Below are 22,172 nucleotides of genomic sequence, written 5' to 3' on the forward strand. Positions count from 1 at the left end.
CGAACCGTGATCCACCCGACGACGAGAGGACAGCCGTGGCGGTCAGCATCCGCGATGTCGCCCTCCGTGCGGGCGTCTCCGTCGGCACCGTGTCGAACGTCCTGAACCGACCGGAAGAGGTCTCGAGCGATTCCGTCGCACGCGTGAGCCGCGCCATCGAGGAACTCGGATACGTGCGCAACGACGCCGCCCGCAAACTGCGCGCCGGCGTCAGCACGACAGTGGGTTTCGTGGTGCTCGACGGACAGAACCCGTTCTACAGCGACGTGGTCCGCGGCGCCGAAGACGAGGCATCCAGTCACGGCATCGCGATCCTGTACGGCAACACCGACGACGACCCCTCCCGCGAGAAGGTGTACCTCGACCTCTTCCGCGAGCAGCAGGTGCGCGGTCTGCTGATCGCACCCTACGGCGACGTGATGACGCAGCTGCGCCGGTTCCGCGCGAGCGGCATCGCCACCGTGCTCGTCGACAGGTTCAGCGCCGACAGCGGGTTCTCCTCCGTCTCGGTCGACAGCGTCGCCGGAGGACGGCTCGCCGTCGAGCACCTGATCGAGGTGGGCCGACGCCGCATCGCCTTCGTCGGGGGCCCCTTCGACATGCGCCAGGTCACCGATCGGCTCGCCGGCGCACGCGCCGCGGCCGAGAACGCCTCCGTGCACGTCGACCTCGAGGTGGTCCCCACGGCGGCGATGACCGTGGAGGAGGGCGCGGCAGCAGGCGCGAGGCTCCTCACCCGCCCTCGTCGCGAGTGGCCTGACGCGCTGTTCGCGGCGAACGACCTCCTCGCACTGGGCCTGCTGCAGTCCCTCGCCGCGGGCGGCCGGGTGCTCGTCCCCGACGAGATCGCCTTGATCGGGTTCGACGACATCCCGTTCGCTGCGGCGGCTGCCGTTCCGCTCTCGTCCATCCGACAGCCGAGCCGGATGATCGGACGCACCGCGCTCCGCATCGTGCTCGAAGAGGCCGCCGACCCCGACAGCATCCCGCGGCAGACGGTCTTCCCGCCCGAACTCATCGTGCGCCGCTCCACCACGGGCTGAGCCGCAGCGGTTCCTCGGCGGCACCCCCGTGAGTGTCGTGTAATACTTTACCGTGCGCGTGGGGACGCGACACAGGGGAAACGACACTGGGGAGGCATGGCGACATGCGGAAGAAGACGATGTGGCGCGTTATCGCGCCGACGACGGCGATAGGGCTCGTAGTGATCGGCATCGCCGCGGCGAGTTCGACGGCGCTCGCGGCCGGCGACGCGGGGGGCTTCACCGACGTCCGGATGGAATTCGCGGACGACGCCCACCTGGCGTACATCGGAGGGGCGTTCCAGATCACGGCGGACTGGGCCGTTCCCGTCGGAGCGGATGGCGGCGATACGTTCGCCATGGTCCTGCCACCCGAGTTGCGCGGCGTGGATCAAGTGCCCTTCGGCGCCGTCGACGCCCACGGACAGCCCGTGGTCACCTGCTCCGTCGGCGTGGGCGCCGGCCCGACACTCACCTGCACCCTGCTGGGGACCGTTCATCGGAGGGACGGCGTCGAGGGCTCGCTTCGCTTCACGGCCATCGCCGCGACCGCGTCTGCGGGCTCGAGCCTCGACTTCCGCATCGGCGCCGACGTCGTGAGGGTGGAGATCCCCGGCGGCGCACCCATCGTCATGCCCGGGCGCCCGACGCCCGGGGACGGCGAGGGCGACACCCCCGGCGATCCGGGTGCTCCGACCGACCCCGGCGCTCCGACCGACCCCGCCGATCCGACCGACCCGACCGACCCTGGCGCCCCGGCCGACCCGGCCGATCCGGCAGGTCCCGGTGCTCCGACCGACCCTGGTGCTCCGACCGACCCTGGTGCTCCGACCGACCCCGCGGATCCGGCCGACCCGGCCGATCCCACCGACCCGACCACTCCTGGCGATCCGGCCGATCCTGCCATCCCGGCAACGCCGGAACAGCCCGCTCCCGCTCCGGCCCCCGACCCCGTACCGGCGTCAGACCCGGCACCGGATCCTGCGCCGGCCGAGTCCGGCTCTCTGTCTGATGCCGGCTCTCTGCCCGATGCCGGTCCGTCGAGCCAGGCGGAGAGCCCTGCCCTCGATGCCGCCGACGCGTCGGGGCCCGCGCGACCCGTCACCGGCGCTACGCCGTCGGCCGAGTCGGCGACGGCCGACGTGTCGCCGCAGCACGCCGAACCTTCCCGCGCCGCGCGCGGACAAGGCGTCGACCTCGCATCTCCGCAGGGCGACGCGGCGCTACCGGAGTACGTCGGCGTCGGCGATGCCGCGTCTGCGGAAGGGCCGATCGCCACGCGCGCCGTCGTCGCTCCCGTCATCACCGGCTTGGGTGCGGCCCTCGTGGTGGCCTTGGTGGCCCTGGCGGTCACGTCCGCTGTGGTCATCCGCCGTGGGCGGCTCAACGGCTGACCGCCGCCCGTCCACGTCGAAAATCGAACACATATGACAGCTGGCGTTTCATGCAGTAACATCTTACTCGTCAAATAATAAGCGCAGTGGGCCTGGGGGCCGTTAGGGGAATTGAAATGCGCATCAAATCGCTCAAGAAGCTCTTATCATCGGTGACGGTGGTGGGGCTGGCGGCTCTGGGGGTCATCTCCGCCGGGGCTACGGCTTCAGCCGCCACATACACATATCCCGACGCGATCACGAACGTGCAGATGGCGTTCGACACCGGGGAGACGGCTCCCGCTGAGGTCGGGGACATCTTCACGGTGACGGCCGACTGGTCGGTGCCCAACGGCGCCGTCGGGGGCGAGACCTTCGGGATGACACTGCCGTCCGAGCTTCACAACCTCGCCGGTGGTGCGTTCGACCTCAACAACCCCGCGGGGGATCTGGTCGGCACCTGCACGATCAGCGAGGATGCCACGCCGATCCTCACCTGCACGCTGACGGACTTCGTCAACGGCAAGGAAGACATCAGCGGAAGCCTCTGGTTCAAGGCTCAGGCCGTCAAGTCGACGACGGACTCGACGCTCGAGTTCCAGATCGGCAACACCTTCGTGCCGGTCGGCATCCCGGGAGGCGAGCCGATCGTCGGCTCCAGCCCCGCCCCGACAACGGTCTCGAAGGACGGATGGCAGTCGTTCGACGAAGGCGTCTGGGGCTGGACGATCAACGTCCCCAGCTCGGTCGCCTCGGGTGGGCAGTTCACGATCCAGGACACGCTCGTCCCCGGTTCGCTGCAGCTCGAGAACCACACGCTGACGGGGCAGGTGCGCGCCGAATGGCGTGCCGTCGACGGCAACGGCAACCTCACCGGGCCGGCCACCGCTGTTCCCGCGTCGGACTTCCTGGAGAACACCTTCGCCGCGGGCGGCAAGTCCTTCACCCTCACCATCGGCAATGTTCCGGCGGACCAGGCTCGCGCCTATCAGGTCATCTACTACACCACCCCTGACGGGGCGTTCTTCCCTGGCGACGCGTACGCCAACGAAGCGACCGTGCAGTCCACGACGGTGAACACGACGTACACCTACCAGGCGTCGGGCGGCGGCGACGGAGACGCCAAGTCCTACGCGCGCTTCTCGATCGCCAAGGCTGTCTCCGGCGATGGCGCATCGCTCGTGCCCGCCGACACGGAGTTCACGGTGCACTACACCGTCGCAGGTGACACCCACGATATGACCGTCAAAGCCGGAGAGGCCAACCGTGTGCAGTCCGAGCGGTACCCGATCGGATCGACGTTCGTGATCTCCGAGATCGACATCCCCACCGTCGCGGGGCTGACCTGGGGCGACTACACCATCACCGGCCCTGGCGTGACCGACAACGGCGATGGTACGTATTCCGTCACCCCGGGTGACAGCACCGCCGTCGCGCTCACGCTCGACAACTCGGCTGACGTCGTCCCGCCGCCCACGGGCACCGTTTCCGTGACGAAGCACGTCACCGGCGCGGGCGCCGCGCTGGTCCCCGACGCGAAGTACACGGTCCACTACGCGTACACCGTCGACGGCACCGCCACCGAAGGCGACCTCACGATCGCCGACGGTGACACCGCCGCGATCGACGCCGACCTCCCGGTCGGCACCGAGGTCACCTTCACCGAGGTCGCACCCGAGTCGGTCACCACCGACCAGGGCACCGTGAAGTACGGCGACCCCGTCTTCACCGCAGGCGGCGAAACCCTCGGCACCACGGCAACCGTCACCATCACCGACGCCGACCAGGCACTCGCCGTCGAACTCGAGAACCCGACGACCCTGGTCCCGCCGCCCACGCCGCCGGTGACGCCTCCGGCCACTCCGCCGACGACGCCTCCGACCACTCCTCCGACGGGACTGGCGCAGACGGGCTCGTCATTCGCAGCCGGCACGGCCGCACTTCTCGGCCTGGGCCTGCTCATCGCCGGCGGCGCCGTGGTCGTCGCGCGACGGAAGGGCGTGAAGCACTGATCGTGATCTAGCCAGATGCGGCACCCGGGACATGTCCCGGGTGCCGCATCTCTTTGACCGTGCACGCCCCTGTGTGAGCCCGAGACCGGTCGCGCTAGCCTTCCGCGTTGGCCGAGGCGATCAGCTGCTCGATCTGCTCGAAGGTGACGGGGAGACCCGGGAAGCCGGCGAGTCGACCGATCGGGAACGAGGCCATCATCTTCTCCATCGCTTCGTCTTTCGGCATCATCGACGCCGCCGCAGCATCACCGGCCTGCCCGCCCAGGAGACCGCCGAGCGCCTGCTGCACGATAGGCCCCGCGACCGGATGCGCCATCAGATCGCCCACCGACGAGTTCATGGTGAGTTCCTGACGCACCTCGTCACCCGCGACGTCGACGGTCGACGTCGACCGGATGTCACGGCTCGACGCGGCGACGTCGACGACGTAGGCGCCGCCCTCGACGATCCACCGGTCGACACGCACGTCCCAGTAGGCGAGGTCTTCCCGGCGCACGACCAGCTCGACCGTGCGGGTCTCCCCCGCGGCGACCGCGACCGAAGCGAATGCCTTGAGCTCTCTCGGCGCGCGCTGCACGATCGACTGCTCCGGCGCCACATACACCTGCACGACCTCGCGCCCGTCACGATCGCCCGAGTTCGTGACATCGACCCGCACGACGATGTCTCCGCTCGCGCCCACTTCGGCCGTCGCCGGCGCATAGTCGAAGCTCGTGTACGACAGTCCGTGCCCGAACGGGAAGGCCACGTCGAGGCCCTTCGCGTCGTACCACCGGTAGCCGACCAGCAGTCCCTCTCCATAGCGGACGTGTCCGAACTCCCCCGGGAAGTTGCCGAACGACGGGTTGTCCTCCAGGCGCACGGGCACGGTCTCGGTGAGCTTTCCGGAAGGATTGACCGCGCCGTAGAGCACGTCGGCGACAGCGCTGCCCCCGGCCTGTCCGAGCAGCCAGCCCTCGACGATCGCCGGCACGCGGTCGGCGAACGGCAGGGCCACCACGCCGCCGTTCGAGAGCACCACCACGACGCGCTGGTTCACCTCGAGCACGGCATCCAGCACGGCGAGCTGCTCCGCGGGAAGGTCGATGTGCTCGCGATCGAACCCCTCCGACTCCTCTGCCGCGGGGAGACCGAGGAAGACCACCGCCACGTCCGCCGCGGCGGCGACCTCGACCGCCTCCGCCCGAAGGTCGTCGTCAGTCCGTCCAGAGGCAGCGATGACTCCGCCTTCGACCGCGAAGCCGGGAGCGTAACTGACGTTCTCCCCGCCGACGGCGCGCAGCTCGTCGAGCGCCTTGTCGATCCTGGTCGGGTTGATCAGCGATGAACCCGCTCCCTGGAAACGCGGCTCGGTCGCGAACGCGCCGACCACCGCGATCCGCTGCTCGGGGGCGAGCGGCAGGAGACCTCCGTCGTTCTTCAGCAGCACGATCGAGCGGCCTGCGGCCTCACGCGCAAGCGCGTGGTGCGCGTCGACATCCAACGAACCCTCCACGATCGGTCGTTCCTGTGCCCTGCGGACCAGGTCGATCGCGCGTGCGGCTGCGGTGTCGAGCGCGCTCTCCTCCAGAGTTCCCGCCCGCACCGCCGCGACGAGTTGCGCGTCAGTACGTCCTCCTGATGCGGGCATCTCGAGATCGAGTCCAGCGGCGATACCCGCGACGCGGTCGTTCACCGCACCCCAGTCCGACACGACGAGGCCGTCGAAGCCCCAGTCGTCACGCAGCACGCTCGTCAGCAGCCACGGATCCTCCGAGGTCCACACGCCGTTGAGCTTGTTGTACGAGCACATGACGGTCCACGGCGCGGCGTCCTTGACCACGCGCTCGAACCCGCGCAGATAGATCTCCCGCAGCGGGCGGGGGTCGACGTCCGAGCTCGCGCGCATGCGGTCGAACTCCTGGTTGTTCGCGGCGAAGTGCTTCAGCGACGTGCCCACGCCCTTCGACTGCACGCCTCGGACCGAGGCGGCGCCGAGCACGCCCGACACGATCGGGTCCTCGGAGAAGTACTCGAAGTTGCGGCCGCACAGCGGTGAGCGCTTGATGTTGACGCCGGGGCCGAGCACGACGGCGACATCCTCGATCGCGGCCTCCACCCCGATCGCAGCGCCCACCCGCTCGATGATCTCCGGGTCGAAGGAGGAGCCGATGCCGACGGCGGGAGGGAAGCACGTGGCCGGCACGCTGGAGGCCAGACCGAGGTGGTCGGTGGCCCCTGACTGCTTGCGGAGCCCGTGCGGGCCGTCCGTCATCATCACCGAGGCGATGCCGACACGGTCGATGGCCTTCGTTGTCCAGAAGTCCGCACCGCTGGTGAGCGAGGCCTTCTCCTCGAGCGTGAGGTCGGAAGCCGAGTTCTCGGTCATTGTGGTCCTTTCGCGGGCGACATCGATGTCCTTGCGAAAACCTTATGCTCTTCAGTATTAGATTTCAAACGGCATTCAGGATTAGTCTCGGAGCATGGCTCGACGAGGTTCATACGCGAAGGGCGTCGCGCGACGCGAAGAGATCCTCGAGAGCGCGCTCGACGTGATCGGGCGCAAGGGGTACCAGAACGCCTCGCTCAAAGAGATCGCCGAGGTCGTCGGCGTCACCCCTGCCGCCCTCCTTCACTACTTCGGCTCGAAGGAAGAGCTCTTCACCGAGGTCCTCCGCAAGCGCGACGAGCACGACGGCCTCGACCCTGCCGGCCTCAGCGCGGATGATGCCCGAGGGGCGTTCCTCGACGTGATCCGGCACAACACCGAGGTCCCCGGGCTCGTCGCCCTGTTCTCGCGGCTCGCGGTGGATGCGGCAGACCCGGCGCATCCCGCCCACCCGTACTTTCTCGACCGCAGTGCGCGCCTGCGGGAGTCCATCGCCGACAACTTCAGCGGCGGAGAGCAGCACTCCTCCCTCGACCCCGACACTCTCGCCCGCGTCATCCAGGCCGTGTCCGATGGACTCCAGCTGCAGTGGATGATCGATCCGACCGTCGACATGCCCGGCATCATGGCCGCCCTGATCGACGCCCTGCTCCCCCCGACGGCGCACGACTCCTAGCGCCCCTCCCGCACACTCGTCCGCCCCTCCCGGAGGGGACACTTGTCGGGCGGATGTCCGGATGTCGGGCGAATGCCTCGGATCCGGTCCTGCATCCGCTCGCCCGCCCGACATCCGTGCGGACCGAACGACGTCGCCCGCTAGCCCTTGACCGCACCTCCGAGACCGGCCGACCGCAGGAAGACCGACTGGAACAGCAGGAACATCGCGATCGGGATCAACGTCGCGATCGCCAGCGCCGCCAGGAACACATCGAGCTCGGTCTGGGACTGCACGGCCGGAAGCCGCACCGACAGCGGTTGCACCGCGGGATCCGGCAGCACCAGCATGGGCCACAGGTAGTCCTTCCACGCGGCGATGATGGCGAACACCGAGACCACTCCGAGAATGGGCTTCGACATGGGCAGCACGATCGACCAGAACAGCCGGAACGGACCGGCGCCATCTGTGCGTGCCGCCTCGAACACCTCACGCGGCAGCGAGTCGAAGAAGCGCTTGACCAGCAGGATGTTGAAGGCATTCGCCCCCATCGGGAGCCAGACCGCGAGGTAGTTGTTGAGCAGGTTCACCTCGCCGAGCAGCGGCGGATTCACGATCGTGAGGTACAGCGGCACGAGCAGCACGATGCCGGGGATGAACAGTGTCGCCAGCACGAGGGCATTGAGCACCGGCGCGTACCTCGGCCGCAGCACCGAGAGCGCGTAGCCTGCCGTCGTCGCGATGAACAGCTGCACGAACCAGGCGCCGAGCGCGATCACGACCGTGTTCAGGAAGTACTGGTCGATATGGATGTCGTTCCATGCCGTCGACAGGTTCTCCCAGTCGATGCCGTTCGGCCACAGCGCGAACGGCTGCTGCAGGGTGTCCTGCGTCGGCGTGACAGCGGACTTCGCGAGCCACAGGATCGGGCCGAGACCGGCGACCACCAGCCCGACCGCGAGGAACACGTGCGTGACGGACATCCCGATGCGGATGCCGGGGCGCCGACGCTCCGAGTCCGAGATGACCGTGCGGTCGCCCACGCGGTCGGCGGCCTTCGCTGCGGCCTTCTCCGCGGCACGGGTGGAGAGGCGGGTGGTGAGGCTCACGTCGTGCTCCAACGGTCGGTCAGCTTGAAGTACAGCCAGGAGAGGAGGGCGAGGACGATCGCGAGCAGCACCGATACGGCGGTCGCCTCGCCGTAGTCGCCGCCCAGGCTGTTCCGGAACGCCTTGTCGTAGATGTACAGCAGCACGGTCTTGGTCGCGCCGGCGGGTCCGCCCCCGGTGAAGAGGAACGGTTCGAGGAAGACCTGCGCCGTCGCGATGACCTGCAGGATCAGCATGATGAAGAGGATGCCGCGCAGCTGCGGCAGCGTGACGTGCCAGACCTTCTTCCAGATACCGGCACCGTCGACCTCCGCCGCGTCGTAGAGCTCAGGCGGGACGCCAAGGAGCGCGGCCAGGTAGATGATGATCGACCCGCCCGCACCCGCCCAGGTGGCTTCGAGCACGAGGGACGGCATGGCCTGCACAGCGTCCTGGATCCAGGGTTGCGGCGGGATGCCGACGAACCCGAGCACCGTGTTGAACACACCGGACGGGTCTGCACTGTAGAAGAACTTCCACAGCAGCACCGCCACGACCGGTGGGATCACAACGGGGAGATAGGCGAGGGCCGAATAGATGCCCTTGCCCCGCCGCACCTCGCTCATCAGCACCGCCATGAGCAGCGGTAAGGGGAACCCGAAGAGCAGGGCGAGCACCGCGAACCACAGCGTGTTGATCACGGCGCGGCCCAGCTCGGGGTCACCGATCACAGCGAGGTAGTTGTCGAAGCCCACCCATTCGGAGACGATCAGGTTCGTCTTCTGCAGGCTCATGATCACCGACTGCACGATCGGCGACCACGAGAAGAACACGAAGACGAACAGCATGGGAAGCACGAACAGCAGGTTCGCAAGCCCGCCGCCGCGGAACCAGGTGAGGGGCGAGCGGCGGCGGGGAGGGCGCACAGCGGGCGGCGGAGAGTCCTCCACCGCCGCCCGCTGCTCGGGGAGCGTCATCGTCATGGACTGCTACTCGTCGAGCTTCGCCTGCGCGTCGGTCTGCGCCTGGGCGAGCAGAGCGTCGATGTCGGCACTCTGATCGGTCAGCACGGTCTGCACGACGGCGTCGAGGAGCGCATACACCTCCTGTGTCTTCACCTTGGGCTCACCGACGGGCGTCTGGTCCCAGATCCGTTCGCTGAACGGTGCCATCTGGTCGACCGGCACGTTGATGTAGTCGGCGATCCACTCCTGCGACTCGTCGTACAGCTCGCGGCTGAGCACCGGCAGCAGCGGGGTGCCGACGGCCTGACCCGACTCGTTCAATGTCTTGGCGTCGAGGGCTGCCGCGTCCTCGTCCATGAGCTTCTGCATGTAGTACCAGTCGATCCAGGTGACGGCCGCGGCTTTCGTCGTCTCGTCGACGGTCGGGCTGATCACCGCGATGTCGCCGCCGCCGAGCGTGCCGGGGTCGTCGCCCTCCATCGGCACCACCGTCATGCCGTAGATGTCGGAGTCCATGCCGAAGTCGCGCACGAGGGCGGTGTAGATGTCGGATCCCGACGAGTACATGCCGATGTTGCCCGCGGCGAACTCCTGGTTGATCGTGCCCCAGTCGAGGTCGACCTTCGATCCGAAGGAGCCGTCCTCCCACTTGACGTCGTGCAGGAACTGCAGGGTGGCCCTGGTCGCGTCGTTGTCGATCGTCGACTCGGCGGTGCCGTCGCCGTTGTCGGTCTGCGTGCGACCACCACGCGCCACCGTCTGCGAGGTGAGCTGCCATCCGCCGGTGTTGTTGATCGCCATCTGCGCGTATCCGGCCTTGCCTGTTGCCTCCGTGATGGCCTTGGCAGCCTCGCGGATCTCCTCCCACGTCTCCGGCGGGTTGTCGGGGTCCAGGCCCGCCTGCTCGAACAGGTCGCGGTTGTAGTGCAGTGCTGCCGCGTACGCCTGCCGGGGGAACCCGTAGAGCTTCCCGTCGGAGCCGGTGACCCCGTCGAGGATGATGGGATTGAACTTGTCCGTGTAGCCGAGCTCCTCGATCGCGTCGGTCACGTCCATCAGCTGCCCGTTCTCGAGCAGCGTCTTGGAGTCGGTGAACGGCACGGTGAAGACGTCCGGCAGGCTGCCGCCCGCGAGCTGCACGGCGAAGGTCGGGCCCTCCCACTCGTATTCGACCCCGATGATGTCGATATCGGGGTGCTCCTTCTCGAACTGCTTCTCCTGCGCGGCGAACGCCTCGTAGGCCGCGGCGTCGGCGCCAGGGGGGAACGTCGCGACGCGCAGCTCCGTCTTGCCGTCGGCGCTGTCATCGCTGCCGCTCGAGGTGCATCCTGCCAGGGCGCCGACCGTCGCGAGTACCGCGACGCCGGCGACCAGGGCTTTCGTTGGTGACTTCATCGTCTGTCCTTCCATGTGGTGCTGATCGGGTGGTGCAGGGCTGTCGACCGCTCAGGCGGAGCGCGCCGGAACGGCGCGGAGGGCGAGCCACGCGGTGGCGTCCGGAGGGAGCGTGCCGTCGAGGGGCGCGCTCGAGAGGAGCACCTCGTGGTGCGCGGGGAGGGGCACAGGGACGGAACCGAGATTCGTGATGCTCACGGTGCCGTCACCGCGACGGAACGCGAGGATGTCGGCCCCGAGCTCCAGCCACTCCAGGTCGCTGCCGCTGAAGTCGGCAGTCCGGCGGCGCAGGGCGATCGCCGTCCGGTAGAGGTTGAGGGTCGAGCCGGGGTCGCGCTCCTGCGCCTCGACCGTGAGTCCCGCCCAGCCCTGGGGCTGCGGAAGCCACGGGCGACCGCCGAAGCCGTACGGACTCGCGTTCCCGCTCCACGGCAGCGGCACGCGGCATCCATCGCGCCCTGGGTCGACCCCGCGGGAGCGGAAGTGCATCGGGTCCTCGATCGCGTCGAGGGGGAGTTCGACCTCGGGGAGCCCGAGTTCGTCGCCCTGGTAGATGTACAGGCTCCCCGGCAGGGCGGCCACGAGCAGTGCCGCGGCGCGCGCCCGCTTCGTCCCCCGCTCGGCATCGGTCGCCGTCCCGAAGCGTTTGCGCTCGAACGCGAACGAGGAATCGGCCCGTCCGTAGCGTGTGACCGGACGGGTGACGTCGTGGTTCGACAAGACCCAGGTGGCCGGAGCCCCGACAGGAGCGTGCTCGGCCAGCGTGCGCGTGATGGAGTCGCGCATCGCCTGCGCGCTCCACGGCTGGGTCATGAACCCGAAGTTGAAGGCGGTGTGCATCTCGCCCGGCCGCAGGTAGCGCGCGAAGCGCTCCGGGTCGTCGAGCCAGACCTCGCCGACGAGCACGCGCTCGCCGTCGTACTCCTCGGCGACCGCGCGCCAGTCGCGGTAGATATCGTGCAGTTCGTCGCGGTCGATGTGGGGGTGGTCATCCGTCGGAGCGGCGCCCGGGGGCAGGTCCGGAAGCGTCGGGTCCTTGACCGGCAAGGCTGCGGAGTCGATGCGCACACCGGCGACGCCTCGGTCGAACCAGAAGCGCAGCACGTCCTCGTGCTCGCGGCGCACGTCGGGGTGGTTCCAGTTCAGATCCGGCTGCTGCGGGGTGAACAGATGCAGGTACCACTCCCCCGGCGTCCCATCGGGGTTCTGCGTGCGTGTCCAGGTCTCGCCCTGGAAGCTGGACACCCAGTTCGTCGGCATCCCTCCGCCGTCGTCACCACGGCCGGGGTGGAACCAGAAGCGCTTCCGCTCCGCGCTGCCCGGCCCTGCGGACAGCGCCTGCTGGAACCACTCGTGCTGATCCGAGATGTGGTTGGGGACGATGTCGACGATCGTGCGGATGCCGAGCTCGAGAGCCTCGGCGATCAGCTGCTCCGCTTCGGCGAGCGTCCCGAAGCGCGGGTCGATCATCCGATAGTCCTGCACGTCGTAGCCACCGTCGGCGAGCGGGCTCCGGTACCACGGCGTGAACCAGAGCGCGTCGACGCCGAGGCTCTTCAGATACGGCAGGCGGGAGCGCACCCCGGCCAGGTCGCCCGTGCCGTCGCCGTTGCCGTCGGCGAAGCTGCGCACGTACACCTGGTAGATCACGGCCGTGCGCCACCATCCCTCGCCCGCAGGCATGGTCAGAGCGCGGGCCGGTGCGGCAGAACGCAGAACATCGGTGTCCACGGAACTCCTCGTCGTCGATGGCGATGAGTTGAATGTAGCTTTTCTGCACTGTAGACGCAAGAACTAAACAGTTTGTCGCAAAATTGCGATGACTTGCGGGCGCACGACAGCGTATGTCCCGAGAGGACCGCTCAGGCCAGGGGACCCGTCGACGCGCGCAGCACCAGCTCGGGCTCGAACAACAGCTCATCGCTCGGCTGCGCGGTGCCGGCGATCTGCGCGAGCAGCAGCGCGATAACGGCGCGCCCCATCGACTCGATCGGCTGCCGCACGGTCGTCAACGGCGGCTCCGTGCAGCTCATCAGCGCCGAGTCGTCGAAGCCGACGATACTGACGTCTCCGGGCACCGACAGCCCCGCGCGGCGGGCAGCGCGCACGGCGCCGAGAGCCAGGGGGTCGCTCGCGCACACGACCGCGGTGGCTCCTGCTGCGAAGAGTCGTGCGGCGCCCGCCTGACCGGATTCCAGCGAGTAGAGACCGCGGACCACCAGTTCGGCGGAGAGCGGATCTCCCAGGCGCTCGAGCAGACGCCGGGCGGACTCGAGCTTGCGCTGTGAGGGCACATGATCCTCGGGTCCCAGCAACATCCCGATCCGGCGATGGCCGAGCTGATGCACATGCAGCACCGCTTGTTCCGCAGCCGCCGTGTCGTCGGTCGAAACGGTCGCGAACTGCAGTTCGGGCACGCGCGCGTTGACGAGCACGGTCGGCAGATTCACCTGGCGCAGCCGCTCGTAGTGCTCGTGGGCGGCATCCGCCTGGGTGTAGTTGCCCCCGAGGAAGATCACGCCGGACACCTGTTGCGCGAGGAGGAGATCGACATAGTCCGACTCTGTGACGCCTCCCGCATTCTGCGTGCACAGCAGCGGCGTGTACCCGTTCTGCGTGAGCGCGCCGCCCACGATCTCGGCGAACGCCGGGAAGATCGGATTCTGCAGTTCCGGCAGCACCAGTCCGACCAGACGGGCACGTTCACCGCGCAGCTTCGACGGACGCTCGTAGCCGAGCACGTCGAGAGCGGTCAACACGGCCTGCCGGGTCGCATCGGACACCCCTGGCTTGTCGTTGAGCACACGGCTGACCGTGGCCTCACTCACTCCGACCTTGCGCGCCACCTCGGCGAGTCGCTTCGACATGCGGTCAGCTTACGCAAGATCTTGCAAGGACGCGCAAGCAGGTTGCGTGAGGACGTTCCGCTCAGCGGACGTTGCCGTTGGAACAGGTCGCCTGTGCAGCCGAGTTGCCCTTGATGGAGTCCGGCAGGGCCACCACGTCGTCCGGCGTGGCCGTGGGGTCGGGAGTCGCCTCCTGGGTCGGCTCCGTCGGCTCCTGCACGACGACGCCGTCGTTGCTGTTGTTCTCATGCGTGATCTGCAGCTGCGCGTTGGCGGCGATCGCCTCCCAGAGCGCGTCGGCCGCCTCGTAATTGGGAACGACCTTGTTCGGGTCGGCGTAGTCCGCCCCGGTCGGATACTGCACGAAGACGATGTCCTCGAACGGAACCGACTTCACGGCGAGGGCGATCTGCACGAGGGTCATCGGGTTGTTCGCGAGGGAGGTGCTGGCTTCGAGATTGCTCAGGGCGGTGTTGGCGAGCTTGAGCATGACCGGCACGTTGCCGAGCACCTCACCGCTGATCATCTTGCGGGCGAGGCTCGACATGTACTGCTGCTGGTTGCCGATGCGCCCGAGGTCGCTGCCGTCGCCGACACCGTGCCGCGTGCGGAGGAACTGCAGGGCCTGCAGACCCTCGACCGTGTGGGTGCCCGCTGCCATGTCGAGCCCGGTGTAGCGGTCCTTGATCGGGTTCGCGAGGCAGACGTCGACGCCGCCGATCGCGTTGGTGATCTCGATCACTCCGCCGAAGGTCACGGATGCCGCGAACTGCACCTCCTGGTCGGTGAGCTCGGAGATCGTCTGGACGACGCAGTTGAGACCGCCGTCCGTGTACGCCGTGTTCAGCGGCTGCTTGCTCATCGCGGAGTGGGTGTTGCCCTGCTCGTCCGTGCACTCCGGGATCGGGATCATGAGGTCGCGCGGGAAGCTGACGACGGTGATCCGCCGCGGCTCCTGGGAGACGTGCACCAGCAGGTTCACGTCGTTCAGAGTGCCCTCGGCGTCGCCACCGGTGCAGCGGTCGCCGAACAGGTCCTTGTACTTCTCCTCGCAGGTGTCCACTCCCGTGAGGACGAGGTTGAAGCCGCCCTCGTACTCGCCGATGTCCGGCGGCAGTGCACCTTGCCCGTCGAGCTCCACGGCGTTGGCCGAGACCGTGCTGGAGAGGTCGTAGGCGATGTAGGCTCCGACCCCCAGCCCGCTCACGAGGACGACGGCCAGGCCGATCGCGATGAACTTGAGCAGCTGGCTGATCGGACCCGGCGTGGCCAACTGGCCATGTCGCGCGACGGTGCGGCGGCGTCGGGTGTTCTCGCTCACTCAGGGCCTTTCGGATTCAGCACCGGTGCGGGGTCACCGTGCTCAGTCTGCGGAGGGTGTGGGATTCGAACCCACGAGACATCTCTGCCCACTGGTTTTCAAGACCAGCTCCATCGGCCGCTCGGACAACCCTCCTCGACGGACGCATCCGTCGACAAGGCGTGAGTCTAGCCGAGTTCTATTCTCCCGCGCTGACCTGGGCGGGCGCTGGAAGCGTGTCGAGCGCCTGCGCCAGCCCTCCGTCCTCGACGTCTGCGGTGACCTCACTGGCGGCATCCTTGACCTCGTCCGGCGCCTGCCCCATCGCGACGGCGCGTCCTCCGAGAGACCGCGCCCAGCCGAACATGCCGATGTCGTTGCGCCCATCGCCGGCGACGAGGATGCGGCCTCGGTCGAGTCCGAGCTCGAGACGCACCTGCTCCAGAGCCGTGCCCTTGTCGACACCCTGCGGGGCGATGTCCAACCACGCGGTCCATCCGATGGCGTACGACACCTCGTTGAGGCCGGCATCCGCGACCAGGCGGTGGAAGTCGTCCTCGTCGTGACCGGGCGAGACCACGACGATGCGCGAGACGGGCAACGCTCCGAGCTCGTCGAAGTCGACCTGTCGGCCGCCGTCGAGGGTCCAGTCGTCGAGCTGCTCCGTGAACAACCGCTGCCCCGACGCCAGCTCGACCATGTAGCGGGCTTCGGGAAGCCGATTGCGCAGCAGACCGAGGACGGGGGTCGGATCGAACGTCTCGACGTTCCAGCGCTCCCAGTCGTCGCCGACTCGGCGCATCGTGACGGCGCCGTTGGAGCACACCACGTAGTCGGCGAGCAGACCGAGTTCTTCGACGTACCGACGCGTGGCCATCCAGCTGCGCCCCGTCGCGATCGTGACCAGGTGCCCGGCGTCGCGCACGCGGGCGACGGCCTCGGGCACACCAGGGCTCATCGTCTCGTCCTGGAGGAGGATCGTGCCGTCGACGTCGAGGCCGACCAGCCAGGGTTCCGTCACCGCGCGGCCCGCCCCTGCTCGACCGGGTGGATCACGTCGAGGCCCCCGAGGTAGGGCCGCAGGACCTCCGGGACGCGGACCGAACCGTCGGCCTGCTGGTGAGTCTCGAGCAGGGCCACGATCCACCGCGTGGTGGCGAGAGTGCCGTTGAGGGTGGCGACGTGCTGGGTCTTCGCGGCGCCCTGCGCTGCGGCATCCGCAGCATCGACGGTCGGGCGATACCGCACATCGAGACGGCGCGCCTGGTACGTCGTGCAGTTCGAGGTCGAGGTGAGCTCGCGGAAGGCGCCCTGCGTCGGGACCCACGCCTCGATGTCGTACTTGCGGGCGGCGCTCGAGCCGAGGTCTCCGGCCGCGACGTCGATCACGCGGTAGGCCAGACCGAGGGAGGTCAGCATCTCCTCCTGCAGGGCGACGAGTCGCAGGTGCTCGGCCTCGGCGTCCTCCGCCGTCGTGTAGACGAACATCTCCAGCTTGTTGAACTGATGGACCCGGATGATGCCGCGGGTGTCCTTGCCGTGCGAACCGGCCTCGCGGCGGTAGCAGGTCGACCACCCCGCGTAGCGGAGCGCACCGTCGGCCAGGTCGACGATCTCGTCCTTGTGGTATCCGGCGAGCGCGACCTCGCTGGTGCCGACCAGGTACAGGTCGTCGTCCTTGTCGAGGTGGTAGACCTCGTCGGCGTGCTCGCCGAGGAAGCCGGTTCCCTGCATGATCTCGGGACGAACGAGGGTCGGGGTGATCAGCGGGACGAAGCCGTTCTGCAGAGCCTTGTCGAGAGCGAGGTTCATCAACGCGATCTCGAGTCGCGCCCCGATGCCGCGCAAGAAGTAGAAGCGCGCACCAGACACCTTGGCCCCGCGCTCCATGTCGATCGCACCGAGGAGCTCGCCGAGTTCCAGGTGGTCACGGGGCTCGAAGTCGAAGGCCGGCACCTCGCCGACCCGCCGCAGCTCGACGAAGTCGGCCTCGCCGCCCGCCGGGACGCCGTCGATCACGACGTTCTCGATGCGGGCGAGTGCGGCGGACGCCGCTTCCGCGGCCTCGTTGGCGGCATGCTGTGCCAGCTTGACGCGCTCGGCGAGATCCTTGGCCTGCGCGACGAGCGCCGCCTTCTCGTCCTTGGGAGCCTTCGCGACCTGCTTACCGAACGCGTTCTGCTCGGCCCGCAGCTCTTCGAAGGCGGCGAGCGCGGCCCTGCGCGATCGATCGGCCTCGAGTGCGACGTCGACGGTGCTCTGGTCGTTTCCACGGGCAGCCTGTGAACGGCGGACGATCTCCGGGTTTTCGCGGAGGAGTGCGAGGTCGATCATCTGCCAAGTCTACGGTGCGCTATCGGGTCGTCGAGCGGCCCTGCTCCGGGCGAGCCACCCCGATTCGGGCCGAGGAATCGGCCGAGGCGGGCGCAGGAGGCACGCCGGCCGAAGAAGGATGTCACACGTCCGCCGCTGCGTCGTCTTCCTCTGCGATGGTCGGCGCACGGCCGACCTCGGAAGGAACGTCCATGACCACTCCTGTGACCTCTCTCGATCAGTTGAACCTCGCGTTCGCCGAGCGATTCAATGCGCGCGACCTCGACGGCCTGATGGCCCTGAACGCGCCCGACGTCGTCTTCGTCCCCGCACCGGGCACTCCGGTGACGGGCGCCGACGCCGTCCGCGGTGCGCTCGCGCAGTTCCTCGGACTCGAACTGCCGATCTCGATGACGGTGCGCCATGTCTTCGAGAGCGCGGGCGCCGGACTCGCGATCGCCGATTGGACCATCACCGGCACCGGCCCCGATGGGTCTGCGGTCTCGCTGGCGGGGACGACCGCCGATGTCGCGGTGTACGACGAGACGCACGGCTGGCGCTACGTCGTCGACAACCCCTTCGGCACGGCGTGAAACTCGGGGAGGTCGGAACTCCGCCGGTCTCCCTCAGCCTTCGCCCATCCCGGAGCTGCGGCACGCCTTCATCGCCTTGCGGCCGCGAGATATCCGTTGCCTCGCGGCGGCGGGTTCGATGCCGAGGCGCGCCGCGATCTGCTCGGCCGAGAGTCCGTCGACCACCGACAGCAGCAACGGCTCCCTGATCGTCTCCGGGAGTGCGTGCAGCGCGCCCAGAGCGCCGTCGAGGAACACGCGGATCTCGACCGCGGCGTCGACGCCCGGCTGCTCCCCCGCCGTGTCCTCCTCGAGCACGGTTTGCGGCCGACGTGCGCGTTGCCTGGCGAGATCGATCGCGACATTGCGGGCGATCGCATCGAGCCAGGAGCACACGCGTCCCGGTCCCGGGGTCTCCAGGTGCGCGATCGAGCGCCAGGCGCGAAGCAGCGAGGTCTGCGCAGCGTCTTCGGCGTCATCCACGGGCACCCCGAGGGAGATGCTGCGGCGGCGGAGCCGGTCGGGTTCGGCCGTGATCAGCTCCGACAGCACCCCTCGGGCCGCCGCGCCGGATTCCTCGGGCATCCGACTGCTCCCTCCTCCGACGCATCCCTGCCACCCGACCCGGATGGGGCGACACGGCCGCGTCCCGGTTTAGAGTAGCGCCATGACCACGCCTGCCTCCGTTCAGCGACAGGCCGCGCTCATCTACAACCCCATCAAGGTCGACGGCAAACAACTCCGAGCCACCGTGCGCGACCTGTCGCGTGAGGCCGGTTGGGAGCATCCCGCTTTCTACCCCACGACGGTCGAGGATGCGGGGCAGGACGCGACGGCGCAGGCTCTCGCGCGCGGTGTCGATGTCGTGCTGGTCGCCGGTGGCGACGGGACGGTGCGTGCTGTGTCGGAGGCGATCGCGAACACGGGAGTCCCGCTCGCGATCCTGCCGAGCGGAACCGGGAACCTGTTGGCGCGCAACCTCGGGCTGCCTCTCGGTGACCCTGCGGAGATGATCCGGGCCGCACTCGGCGACTTCCGCCATCCGATCGACATCGGCTGGGCGCGTCTGACCCGCGAGGACGGCGACGAGGAGGAGCACGCGTTCGTCGTGCTGGCCGGCATGGGGCTGGATGCCGACATGATCGCGAACACCCGCTCGGATCTGAAGAAGTCGGTCGGGTGGATCGCCTATGTCGACGGTGCCGCACGATCGCTGCCGCGCGCGAAGCCGTTCCGCGCGGTGTACCAGATCGACGACGGACGTCTGCACACGCACCGTGCGTACAGCCTCCTGTTCGCGAACTGCGGCACGCTTCCCGCGCGCATAGCGCTGATCCCGGATGCCTCGATCACGGACGCCGCCCTCGACATCGCGGTCATTCAACCAACGGGCGTACTGGGCTGGTTCGCGGTGTGGCGCAAGATCTGGTGGGACAACTCCGTGCTGCGGCGCTTCCGCGCCGGACGCCGCGTGCTGGAGCGACGGGGCAAGAACGCCTCGGTGCACTATTTCCACGGGACCGCGGCCGAGGCGGCGGCCCCGGGCCCGGTCCCGATCGAGCTCGACGGAGACGAGTTCGGCGCGGCCGTGCGCATCACCTGCTGGGCCGATCCGGGCGCGCTGCTGCTGGCGCTGCCGCCCGGTCACCCCGTGCACATGCTCTGAGGAGCACGCCCTCAGTCGGTCTTGCCACGTTCGCGCGCACCGAGGAGGGTCGCCGCGAACGGTTCAGCGGACCTCGACCGTGCCGTCGAGGCCCCCGCCGACCAGCGTCAACGTGAAGGGACCGTCGTCCTCGATCATGTCGTCGCCGAAGGCGAGCAGAGTCGCGCGCGGTGCCATGTCCATCGTGCACACCTGGTCTTCGGCGGTCGCGAATGTCACGGTGCCGGCGTTGCCCGACCCTTCGAGGGAATCCACGACCGGGACGCATGACGAGGAACCCCAGGTGAGCAATACGAGGCCGTCGTCGTCGAACCACCCGGCGGACGGGAGGTATTCGCCCGGGGTTCCCGGCGTGCCCGTGGCTGCGGGGTCGCCGTCGAGGTCGACGTCGTCGGTGATGTCGCCGTAGGTCACGTTCAGGGTGATGTCGTTCTTCGGATCGACGCCTTCCGGCAGAGCGCCGAGGCTGGCCCGGGGCGCGATGTCCTTCGTGCACGGTCGCGGCGTCTCGCCGTCGGGGTCGACGAGGGTCACCGTGACGGTCTGGCCTTCGGCCGACACCTGATCGACCTGCGGCACGCACGTCGACGACCCCCAGGTGATCACGGCGAACATGCGTCCGTCGTCGAGCAGCGTGCCCTCCACGTCGTTCTGGTCGTCGACATCGACGCCACCGGCGCTGGGGGCGGGCGAACTCGTCGGGGTCTCCGAACCCGGACCGCTGGTGCATCCCGCGACGAGGAGCGCCGCCGCGATGAGGCCGACGGCGGAGACGAGGGGACGAAGCGCAGTGGTCATGCTCACAGGGTAGCTGGCACGGCTGTAGGCGGGATAGCCTGCGGCGCCTACTGCAGAGCGGAGGTGAGGCGGGCGAGGTTGTCGAGCACGGTCGACCGCAACGGCTGCTGCATCCACTCCTCGAGGGTCAGCTCCCTGCTGAGCGAACGGTACTTGTCTTCGACCTCGCGCATCTCGGCGACGAACTCCTCGCCCCGCACGAGCATCGACACCTCGAGGTTCAGGCCGAAGGAGCGCATGTCCATGTTGCTGGAGCCGATGACGGCGACCTCTTCGTCGATCGTGAGGGTCTTGGTGTGCAGGATGTACGGCTTGCGGTACATCCAGATGCGCACCCCTGCCTTGAGCAGCACCTCGTAGTAGCTGCGCTGCGCGTGATAGACCATGGCCTGGTCGCCCTCTTCCGACACGAAGAGTTCGACGTGCACCCCCCGGTCGACAGCAGCGGTGACAGCGAGCAGGAGGGCCTCGTCCGGCACGAAGTACGGGCTGACGATCATGATCTTCTTCTTCGCCGCGTACAGCAGCGCGAGGAAGAGGCGCAGGTTGTTCTCGACCTCGAACCCCGGGCCAGAGGGCACGACCTGACAGTCGAGGTCGCCCGAGCCGATGTTCGCGTGCGCGATGTCGATCTCCGAGAGCACGACATCGGTCTCGCTGTACCAGTCGCTGAGGAAGATCGCGTTGACGCTCAGCACGACGGGGCCGTCGAGGCGGACCATGAGGTCGACCCAGTGCAAGCCCCTCTTGATGTTCTTCTTGAGGTTGTACGTCGAGTCCGTGATGTTCTGCGAGCCGAGGAAGGCCACGATCCCGTCGACGACGAGCAGCTTGCGGTGGTTGCGCAGATCGGGGCGCTGCATCTTGCCCTTGAGCGGTTGCACCGGCAGCATCAGTCGCCAGTCGGCACCCATCGCGTTGAGGCGGGCGATGGTCTGCTTGTACCGAGGTTTGCCGCGGTTCGCCCAGTGGTCGAGCAGCACCCGCACCTCGACGCCCCGCTCGGCCACCTCTTCGAGCGCTCGGAAGAAGTTGTCTGTCGAGGTGTCGGACTGAAGGATGTAGAACTCGACGTGCACGTAGTCCTCGGCGGTGCGGATGGCTTCCGCCATCTCGTCGAGGGACTCCTGGTAGTCGGAGATCAGGTGCGCGCCGTTGTCACCTGAGAGCGGGAGCGCGCCCAGCCTCTGGTTCATCTGGACGATCGGTCCGAACCACGCGGGTGCGTTCGGCCGAAGGGTGCCGAAGTGGAGATGCTCGCTGGTGTCGGCGATGTACTCGTTGATCTGGTCCTGTTTGCGGCGCCGCGCGCGCGGCAGGCGCGGATTGCCGATCAGCAGGAACAGGAAGACGCCGACGAACGGGATGAAGAACACCGCGAGGAGCCAGGCCATGGCGGCCGTGGGCCGCCGGTTCCGCGGGATGACGATGATCGCCGTGACGCGGATCACGATATCGAGGGCCACGAGGAAGGCGGCGATCCACCATCCCCAGGTCTCCGCGGTCATCGTGCCCCCTCACCCACCGCGGTGACGGTCACCTCGGACGCGCACCGCAACCGGGTGCGCTGGCTTCACAGTAGCGGATGGGTCGGACTCAGGCGCGCGGCGGGAGACCGCGGGCCGCACGCTCTTCCGCCTCGATCTGCGCATGGACCTTGCGCTCGGTGCGGTCGAAGCGGAGGATGCCTCGGAGCACGAGGACGAACACGACGCTCACTCCGATGGTCGGCAGGAGCGACCATGCCACGGCGAGCCAGAAGTTGTCCATCACCCCATGGTACGCGAGCCACTGTTCAT

General features: G+C 68.4%; 19 protein-coding genes and 1 tRNA gene. 6 read left to right on the top strand and 14 right to left on the bottom strand.

The window, feature by feature from the left end:
* Window positions 1-35 precede the first annotated feature (35 nt).
* The 3 genes from AB0E56_RS17265 to AB0E56_RS17275 all read left to right on the top strand — a co-directional run bounded on the left by AB0E56_RS17265 (window position 36) and on the right by AB0E56_RS17275 (window position 4,407).
* A complete protein-coding gene (locus tag AB0E56_RS17265) occupies window positions 36-1,043 on the top strand; it encodes a LacI family DNA-binding transcriptional regulator (RefSeq protein ID WP_183151899.1) in 1,008 nt (335 codons plus the stop codon).
* Between the two features lie 104 nt (window positions 1,044-1,147).
* Entirely contained in the window at window positions 1,148-2,416 is a 1,269-nt protein-coding gene (locus tag AB0E56_RS17270) for a hypothetical protein (RefSeq protein WP_359801081.1), read from the top strand.
* A 116-nt stretch (window positions 2,417-2,532) separates the two neighbouring features.
* Window positions 2,533-4,407: a DUF5979 domain-containing protein gene (locus AB0E56_RS17275; protein ID WP_359801082.1), complete on the top strand. Its 1,875-nt coding sequence runs from the start codon at window positions 2,533-2,535 to the stop codon at window positions 4,405-4,407.
* Window positions 4,408-4,501: 94 nt separating this feature from the next.
* Here the strand turns inward: AB0E56_RS17275 and AB0E56_RS17280 are convergent, their stop codons facing one another.
* The gene (locus AB0E56_RS17280) at window positions 4,502-6,775 is read right to left on the bottom strand and encodes a glycoside hydrolase family 3 C-terminal domain-containing protein (protein ID WP_359801084.1); all 2,274 of its coding nucleotides are present in this window, start codon (window positions 6,773-6,775) and stop codon (window positions 4,502-4,504) included.
* A 94-nt stretch (window positions 6,776-6,869) separates the two neighbouring features.
* On the opposite strand from AB0E56_RS17280, the gene AB0E56_RS17285 reads away from it, so the two are divergent.
* Entirely contained in the window at window positions 6,870-7,451 is a 582-nt protein-coding gene (locus AB0E56_RS17285; RefSeq protein ID WP_359801087.1) for a TetR/AcrR family transcriptional regulator, read from the top strand.
* 140 nt (window positions 7,452-7,591) lie between these two features.
* On the opposite strand, the gene AB0E56_RS17290 is transcribed toward AB0E56_RS17285, so the two are convergent.
* From AB0E56_RS17290 to serS, 9 genes are all read right to left on the bottom strand, one after another.
* Window positions 7,592-8,539 (bottom strand): carbohydrate ABC transporter permease, encoded by a 948-nt coding sequence (locus AB0E56_RS17290; RefSeq protein ID WP_359801089.1) that lies wholly within the window; start codon window positions 8,537-8,539, stop codon window positions 7,592-7,594.
* Window positions 8,536-9,501, bottom strand: a complete 966-nt coding sequence (locus AB0E56_RS17295) for a sugar ABC transporter permease (protein ID WP_359801092.1) — start codon at window positions 9,499-9,501, stop codon at window positions 8,536-8,538. Before AB0E56_RS17295 ends, AB0E56_RS17290 begins: the two co-directional genes overlap by 4 nt.
* Window positions 9,502-9,507: 6 nt before the next feature.
* Window positions 9,508-10,878 carry an extracellular solute-binding protein gene (locus tag AB0E56_RS17300; protein ID WP_359801094.1) on the bottom strand — a complete coding sequence of 457 codons (1,371 nt, stop codon included), beginning with the start codon at window positions 10,876-10,878 and terminating at the stop codon, window positions 9,508-9,510.
* Between the two features lie 51 nt (window positions 10,879-10,929).
* On the bottom strand, window positions 10,930-12,561 hold the full coding sequence (locus AB0E56_RS17305) for a glycoside hydrolase family 13 protein (protein ID WP_359801263.1): 1,632 nt from the start codon (window positions 12,559-12,561) through the stop codon (window positions 10,930-10,932).
* A gap of 179 nt (window positions 12,562-12,740) precedes the next feature.
* The gene (locus tag AB0E56_RS17310) at window positions 12,741-13,745 is read right to left on the bottom strand and encodes a LacI family DNA-binding transcriptional regulator (protein ID WP_359801095.1); all 1,005 of its coding nucleotides are present in this window, start codon (window positions 13,743-13,745) and stop codon (window positions 12,741-12,743) included.
* A gap of 61 nt (window positions 13,746-13,806) precedes the next feature.
* Complete coding sequence (locus tag AB0E56_RS17315; protein WP_359801097.1) at window positions 13,807-15,045, bottom strand: LCP family protein; 1,239 nt, start codon at window positions 15,043-15,045, stop codon at window positions 13,807-13,809.
* A gap of 50 nt (window positions 15,046-15,095) precedes the next feature.
* Window positions 15,096-15,180: transfer RNA gene (locus tag AB0E56_RS17320), tRNA-Ser, on the bottom strand.
* A gap of 43 nt (window positions 15,181-15,223) precedes the next feature.
* Window positions 15,224-16,045, bottom strand: coding sequence for an HAD hydrolase family protein (locus AB0E56_RS17325; RefSeq protein ID WP_359801099.1), 822 nt, complete (start codon window positions 16,043-16,045; stop codon window positions 15,224-15,226).
* Complete coding sequence (gene serS, locus AB0E56_RS17330; protein ID WP_359801102.1) at window positions 16,042-17,358, bottom strand: serine--tRNA ligase; 1,317 nt, start codon at window positions 17,356-17,358, stop codon at window positions 16,042-16,044. The genes AB0E56_RS17325 and serS overlap by 4 nt, the downstream gene beginning before the upstream one ends.
* Before the next feature lie 191 nt (window positions 17,359-17,549).
* Here serS and AB0E56_RS17335 point away from each other — a divergent pair, with 191 nt between their 5' ends.
* Window positions 17,550-17,930 carry a nuclear transport factor 2 family protein gene (locus tag AB0E56_RS17335; protein WP_359801103.1) on the top strand — a complete coding sequence of 127 codons (381 nt, stop codon included), beginning with the start codon at window positions 17,550-17,552 and terminating at the stop codon, window positions 17,928-17,930.
* A gap of 33 nt (window positions 17,931-17,963) precedes the next feature.
* Here AB0E56_RS17335 and AB0E56_RS17340 read toward each other — a convergent pair whose 3' ends face one another.
* Entirely contained in the window at window positions 17,964-18,494 is a 531-nt protein-coding gene (locus AB0E56_RS17340; protein ID WP_359801105.1) for an RNA polymerase sigma factor, read from the bottom strand.
* 82 nt (window positions 18,495-18,576) lie between these two features.
* On the opposite strand from AB0E56_RS17340, the gene AB0E56_RS17345 reads away from it, so the two are divergent.
* Entirely contained in the window at window positions 18,577-19,575 is a 999-nt protein-coding gene (locus AB0E56_RS17345) for a diacylglycerol kinase family protein (RefSeq protein ID WP_359801107.1), read from the top strand.
* Window positions 19,576-19,638: 63 nt separating this feature from the next.
* Here AB0E56_RS17345 and AB0E56_RS17350 read toward each other — a convergent pair whose 3' ends face one another.
* The 3 genes from AB0E56_RS17350 to AB0E56_RS17360 all read right to left on the bottom strand — a co-directional run bounded on the left by AB0E56_RS17350 (window position 19,639) and on the right by AB0E56_RS17360 (window position 22,143).
* Complete coding sequence (locus AB0E56_RS17350; RefSeq protein WP_359801110.1) at window positions 19,639-20,373, bottom strand: hypothetical protein; 735 nt, start codon at window positions 20,371-20,373, stop codon at window positions 19,639-19,641.
* A 47-nt stretch (window positions 20,374-20,420) separates the two neighbouring features.
* Window positions 20,421-21,881 carry a cardiolipin synthase gene (gene cls, locus AB0E56_RS17355; protein WP_359801113.1) on the bottom strand — a complete coding sequence of 487 codons (1,461 nt, stop codon included), beginning with the start codon at window positions 21,879-21,881 and terminating at the stop codon, window positions 20,421-20,423.
* A gap of 88 nt (window positions 21,882-21,969) precedes the next feature.
* On the bottom strand, window positions 21,970-22,143 hold the full coding sequence (locus AB0E56_RS17360) for a hypothetical protein (RefSeq protein WP_359801115.1): 174 nt from the start codon (window positions 22,141-22,143) through the stop codon (window positions 21,970-21,972).
* Between the last annotated feature and the right edge of the window lie 29 nt (window positions 22,144-22,172).

Source organism: Microbacterium sp. NPDC028030, assembly GCF_040637855.1.
GTDB lineage: Bacteria > Actinomycetota > Actinomycetes > Actinomycetales > Microbacteriaceae > Microbacterium.

Excerpts from the sequence above, each read along its gene's own strand:
- AB0E56_RS17270 (WP_359801081.1), top strand. The coding sequence starts at position 1,148 with ATGCGGAAGAAGACGATGTGGCGCGTTATCGCGCCGACGACGGCGATA.
- AB0E56_RS17275 (WP_359801082.1), top strand. The coding sequence starts at position 2,533 with ATGCGCATCAAATCGCTCAAGAAGCTCTTATCATCGGTGACGGTGGTG.
- AB0E56_RS17280 (WP_359801084.1), bottom strand. The coding sequence starts at position 6,775 with ATGACCGAGAACTCGGCTTCCGACCTCACGCTCGAGGAGAAGGCCTCG.
- AB0E56_RS17285 (WP_359801087.1), top strand. The coding sequence starts at position 6,870 with ATGGCTCGACGAGGTTCATACGCGAAGGGCGTCGCGCGACGCGAAGAG.
- AB0E56_RS17295 (WP_359801092.1), bottom strand. The coding sequence starts at position 9,501 with ATGACGATGACGCTCCCCGAGCAGCGGGCGGCGGTGGAGGACTCTCCG.
- AB0E56_RS17300 (WP_359801094.1), bottom strand. The coding sequence starts at position 10,878 with ATGAAGTCACCAACGAAAGCCCTGGTCGCCGGCGTCGCGGTACTCGCG.
- AB0E56_RS17305 (WP_359801263.1), bottom strand. The coding sequence starts at position 12,561 with ATGCCTGCGGGCGAGGGATGGTGGCGCACGGCCGTGATCTACCAGGTG.
- AB0E56_RS17310 (WP_359801095.1), bottom strand. The coding sequence starts at position 13,745 with ATGTCGAAGCGACTCGCCGAGGTGGCGCGCAAGGTCGGAGTGAGTGAG.
- serS (WP_359801102.1), bottom strand. The coding sequence starts at position 17,358 with ATGATCGACCTCGCACTCCTCCGCGAAAACCCGGAGATCGTCCGCCGT.
- AB0E56_RS17335 (WP_359801103.1), top strand. The coding sequence starts at position 17,550 with ATGACCACTCCTGTGACCTCTCTCGATCAGTTGAACCTCGCGTTCGCC.
- AB0E56_RS17340 (WP_359801105.1), bottom strand. The coding sequence starts at position 18,494 with ATGCCCGAGGAATCCGGCGCGGCGGCCCGAGGGGTGCTGTCGGAGCTG.
- AB0E56_RS17345 (WP_359801107.1), top strand. The coding sequence starts at position 18,577 with ATGACCACGCCTGCCTCCGTTCAGCGACAGGCCGCGCTCATCTACAAC.
- AB0E56_RS17350 (WP_359801110.1), bottom strand. The coding sequence starts at position 20,373 with ATGACCACTGCGCTTCGTCCCCTCGTCTCCGCCGTCGGCCTCATCGCG.
- cls (WP_359801113.1), bottom strand. The coding sequence starts at position 21,881 with ATGACCGCGGAGACCTGGGGATGGTGGATCGCCGCCTTCCTCGTGGCC.
- AB0E56_RS17360 (WP_359801115.1), bottom strand. The coding sequence starts at position 22,143 with ATGGACAACTTCTGGCTCGCCGTGGCATGGTCGCTCCTGCCGACCATC.